This window comes from Phocaeicola plebeius, from assembly GCF_003437535.1.
Lineage (GTDB): Bacteria > Bacteroidota > Bacteroidia > Bacteroidales > Bacteroidaceae > Phocaeicola > Phocaeicola plebeius_A.
This window is the reverse complement of the sequence record NZ_QSQT01000059.1, coordinates 1-4,520: the sequence shown is the minus strand read 5'-3', so window position 1 is coordinate 4,520 and position 4,520 is coordinate 1. Positions and strand designations below refer to the sequence as shown.

General features: G+C 39.2%; 5 protein-coding genes. All 5 read right to left on the bottom strand.

Going from position 1 to position 4,520, the window contains the following annotated elements; all coding sequences use genetic code 11:
* Positions 1–128: 128 nt before the first annotated feature.
* Positions 129–1,253 (bottom strand): Fic family protein, encoded by a 1,125-nt coding sequence (locus DXD04_RS16445; RefSeq protein WP_177615338.1) that lies wholly within the window; start codon positions 1,251–1,253, stop codon positions 129–131.
* 199 nt (positions 1,254–1,452) lie between these two features.
* Positions 1,453–2,319 carry a WG repeat-containing protein gene (locus DXD04_RS16440; protein WP_117674203.1) on the bottom strand — a complete coding sequence of 289 codons (867 nt, stop codon included), beginning with the start codon at positions 2,317–2,319 and terminating at the stop codon, positions 1,453–1,455.
* Positions 2,320–2,323: 4 nt separating this feature from the next.
* A complete protein-coding gene (locus DXD04_RS16435) occupies positions 2,324–2,704 on the bottom strand; it encodes a hypothetical protein (RefSeq protein ID WP_147330775.1) in 381 nt (126 codons plus the stop codon).
* Positions 2,705–2,820: 116 nt separating this feature from the next.
* Positions 2,821–3,192 (bottom strand): hypothetical protein, encoded by a 372-nt coding sequence (locus DXD04_RS16430; protein WP_117674202.1) that lies wholly within the window; start codon positions 3,190–3,192, stop codon positions 2,821–2,823.
* A 3-nt stretch (positions 3,193–3,195) separates the two neighbouring features.
* Positions 3,196–4,428 (bottom strand): site-specific integrase, encoded by a 1,233-nt coding sequence (locus DXD04_RS16425; RefSeq protein ID WP_117674201.1) that lies wholly within the window; start codon positions 4,426–4,428, stop codon positions 3,196–3,198.
* Positions 4,429–4,520: the final 92 nt, after the last annotated feature.

Sequence of the window (4,520 nt, the reverse complement as noted above, 5' to 3'; positions counted from 1 at the left end):
GTACGCTGTTTGACAACATTTTAATTGATATACATAAGTTTAAATCACTTCATCGTCTTGTTAATGGGTTAGAGATTTAAAAAGGAATGATGACACTTAAAAATAGTATTAATATTCTTTAGTTCGGGTTATAAATCTTCAGGCATGGGGATGACAAGGATAGACTCACTACACCGGATTCCGTAGAATACGTCACGAACCCGCCCCTGCTGGGGTATCAGAATACCCTTTTCTACCAGATCTTTTATATCGCGTGTTGCTGTATCCGGTGATACCTTTACACGTTTTGCCCAGTTTTTAGCCGTCAGTTTGCCGGGATAACCGTCCAAATATAAATTCAAGACTTCACGTTGTCGTTCGGACAGGGCTGTTTCGGCATGGGTTTGCCAGAATATGGCCTTGTTAAGAACATTCGACAATGTTTCGTCGGATTGCTCGACGGAACGGAGCAGGCAGTCAAGATACCAGATAATCCATTCAGTAATTTCACAATCTCCCTTCTGCGTTTTCTCCAATATGTCGTAATACTGTTTTTTATCCTTATTTATCTGATGGGAGATACTGAAGAAACGCATCTTTGAGTCTTCAGCCTGTGAAAGTGCCATATCAGCAATGGCTCGTCCGATTCGTCCGTTTCCGTCATCGAAAGGATGGATACAGACAAACCACAAATGGGCTATCGCCGATTTGACATAGCCGTTATGTACATCTGAATTGAACCAGTCCAGAAACCGATTCATTTCTTTGTCTATTCTTTCAGGAGCAGGCGCTACATAATGTACCTTTTCCCGACCGAACATTCCAGAAATAACTTTCATCTCTCCACTGCGGTATCGGGCTACATCTATTTTCGTTGGACCGCTCCATCCGGTAGGAAACAGGCAGTTGTGCCAGCCAAAGAGTCTTTCATGGGTAAGCGGACTGTTGAAATTGACAGTTGCATCAAGTGCCATTTCCACTACTCCGTCTATATATCGTGAGGATTCGGTCGGATTCGGTAGTTGTACTCCAAGTTTGCGGGCTACAGATGAACGTACCTGCTCATTGTTCAATTCCACTCCTTCAATTTCTGATGATGCAATGATGTCATGAGATATGGATTCAACTACGGCAGACATCTTGTCGTTAAAACCGATTACACTAAGGCGTCCCATCAGATAACCGACAGCTTTGTTTACCTTGTTCAGCTTCTCACTGACAAGTTCCTTGTTCCACGAAAAAGAAGGCCATTCTTTATGTTCATGTATATACATAGGCATCACTGTTTTCTGCAAATATACGGTTTTGCGGATAATTAACCGCAAATTTTGCGGCTTATTATCCGCATGAAATAGTGAAATCAATATTTATCAGCATTTTAGATATGCTTGACTAACTCTTGTGATTTTACTTTGTAAACCTTAAATAATTTATAGATTAAAGTTTCTTTTGATTTATTTTTTCAGAAATGAATTATTCGTATGCATCAGCTAATCCAGACTCGACATCTTCTCTAGACCAACCATCATAATATGCCCGTTCGTCTCCGTATGGGTCACTCCAACTGTCTGAATCTATTGTATTTTCTTTTTCATACTCCCAAGAAGTTGTATTAGAAAGTTGTTTAGATGATTTTTCCCTGTGTCTTTTATAAATACTTTTTTCAAAGTTTGTTTTTCCCGTATCTTTTTTTTCATGTAGAAGCAAAAAGAGAGAACCGGCACTATTAATAACTACTGATATAACTGGCGCGATTGGCTTCCATTTTAATGCAACATACCCAGTGTGGCACCCGTAAGAGAAAAATAGTTCTTCTGTCTTTGGATTTACCTTTACATCTATACGTGTACAATTAAAAATAGCTTTGAAATTTTCTATCGTATATGTTGCTATATACTTTAAACCGCTAAAAACAACACGTTTAGGAAATATACAAAGATTTATAAGAACCTCTTTATTTTCAATGAAAGCTTTAACCGAATGTAGATAACTTTCATTAAGAGACCATATCTTATCATATTTTATAGGTACAATGACATTACCATCTGTATCTATAATTCCCCATTCGTCTTTCCCGCTTATTGTATTATAGCGTACAACCCGAGCATATCCACAAACGAATTGTGGGTCACACCAAGAATATAAATCAAACGGTACTATGAGTTTATTTTCTTTATTTATGTAACCAAGTTGGGACTTATTGTTTTTGACGAGAGCTAAACCACAACTGAATGGATACATTTCCTTATATTGAGGAGAAATAATGACATTGTCATTACAATCTTTCAGGCCGTAAAGTTCGTTTTCTTGATATATTATTAAATCAGAATTTGCTGTCATATAACTACATGTTTATATACATCACAGGATTTTGTCTGTTACGTACGATTTTTGATATATCTTGATTCTGGTAAGGAGAATCAAATATTTGTTCTCCTTCAAACTCCCATCGTCCTTTGTATTTCTCACATTGGGTAGGAAACCAGTGATGCGGCTTGAAGATTCCAACAATATAACCACAACAAATTGCAAAAACTAAATCTGCTTTCTTGGCTCGTTGACCATTTAATCTCCAATATTTGCGGGTACATTCATATAAATTCGGACGTTCACAACCCAAATATGTTCTGCTTACATTGAAACAGATAATTCGTTCGTTTTTATGGTTTACAAAATCTCCATAATCTTTGAAAGGTTCAATCATATTTTTAATATTTACTTCCAAAGGTAATGATTTATCACGATAAACTTTATATAATACTAATTTAAGAGAGTTTCGCGGATAATTAACTGCAAAATTTGCGTCTTATTATCCGCATGAAACACTGAAATCAATATTTATCAGCATTTTAGATATGATTTATGATTACCATTCATTATGCAGATAATCATTGACTTTTCAGATTGGAACAGTCTGCTTATTATATACTCACGTAATTGTTGGGCCGGATAAGTATTAATCTGAAAGGCAAGCGCAAATATCATTTCCAGGTTATAGACTACCTGATACCCCTCTTTTAACGGAATACGTTGTTCTGCGGTGAATGGTTGCAATATCCCAAGTTTATATATTCTTCTTTTCGCAGCCCTTAAAGTCGGTGCAACTACATTGAACAAGCCGACAAGTTCGGCTTCGTCCATACGAATCTTATCAGGATGAACAGCAGGAATAACAATCCTGCCGTCCTCCATATGGATAATTTCTCTTTTCATAAGCTACAGACAATTTGAAAGTACATCCTTTACATTATTCATATCTTTCAGAATGGAACTGTCGAGTACCCTTGCATAGTGCTGCGTCATCTTGATATTGGAGTGACCGAGCATTTTGGCTACATTCTCAATGCTTACCCCATTGGCCAAACAGACAGATGTGGCGTACGAGTGGCGGGCGGTGTGTGTAGTCAGGTTCTTCTTTATCAGGCATAGGTCTGCAATCTCTTTCAGGTAGCTGTTCATCTTCTGATTGCAGGGGACAGGCAGCAATACTCCTTTCTTTTTGCAGGCAGGATAATCTGCATATTTTCTCAGGATTTCCAAAGGAATATCCAGTAGCGGAATATTGCACATGTTCTTTGTTTTCTGACGTGGCTTCCTGATCCACAGGTTTTCGTTGTTGTCTTTTACGATATGCTCAGGGGAAAGTTGTTGCACGTCGATGAAAGCCAGACCGGTAAAGGCGGCGAAAATAAAAACATCACGGACTACGGTGATTCGCTCCAGAGAAAATTCCTTGTGGTAGATGCTCAGCAGTTCATCCATAGTAAGAAACTCACGGATTACTTCTTTTTCGTGGAACTTGATACCGATAAACGGGTCTTTGGCTATCCATTCATTGGCCAGTGCCAGATTGGTAATTTTCTTCAGACATTTCATATAACGGATAACGGTATTCTGCTGACATTCCTTTTCCGTCTTCAGATAAAATTCAAAGGCACGTACCAGCTCACCGTTGACTTCCGCCAGCGGCAGATCATCCTTTCCGTATTTCTGTCTGATAAGTTCGGCAAGATAGCGCTTGCAGCTTTCATAACGGCGAACGGTAATCAGGGCGTAGTCTTTCCCGACCAGGGCACGGCATTGGTCATTGTGCTCCTGCATGGTACCGATGAGGGTGCGGACCGCTTCCGGTTCTTTGTCCTGTCCGAAAAATATTTCCTGCAACAGACGTGCCGTTATAGGTTGGTTCTGTTCTTCCAGTTCACAAAAGATCTGATGTAACTTGATTCTCGCATTTTCGATGTAGGCATTCAGGTCGCATGATTTGCGGCTTTTGCCTCTGGCGGATTCCTTAGCCTGACTCCAGAGAGACGGGTCAATGCTTTTGCGGATGTTGTTTTCAACTCGCGTACCATCTACAGTGATACGCATACAAACGGATGCTTCTCCGTTTTTCAGCAGCTTGGTCTTCTTCAAGAAGAAAAGCACATTGAATGAACTTCTTTTCATTTTTCCTACAGTTTTTAGTTTGGACAAAAGTAGGAAACCGGGGTCAACGTAATAATCTGAGGGGTAAATCCGATAAATTTATATCTTTGCCG

What these genes read in the sequence shown, in the direction of transcription:
- DXD04_RS16430 (WP_117674202.1), bottom strand. Translation starts at nt 3,192, where the DNA reads ATGAAAAGAGAAATTATCCATATGGAGGACGGCAGGATTGTTATTCCT.
- DXD04_RS16425 (WP_117674201.1), bottom strand. Translation starts at nt 4,428, where the DNA reads ATGAAAAGAAGTTCATTCAATGTGCTTTTCTTCTTGAAGAAGACCAAG.
- DXD04_RS16440 (WP_117674203.1), bottom strand. Translation starts at nt 2,319, where the DNA reads ATGACAGCAAATTCTGATTTAATAATATATCAAGAAAACGAACTTTAC.
- DXD04_RS16445 (WP_177615338.1), bottom strand. Translation starts at nt 1,253, where the DNA reads ATGTATATACATGAACATAAAGAATGGCCTTCTTTTTCGTGGAACAAG.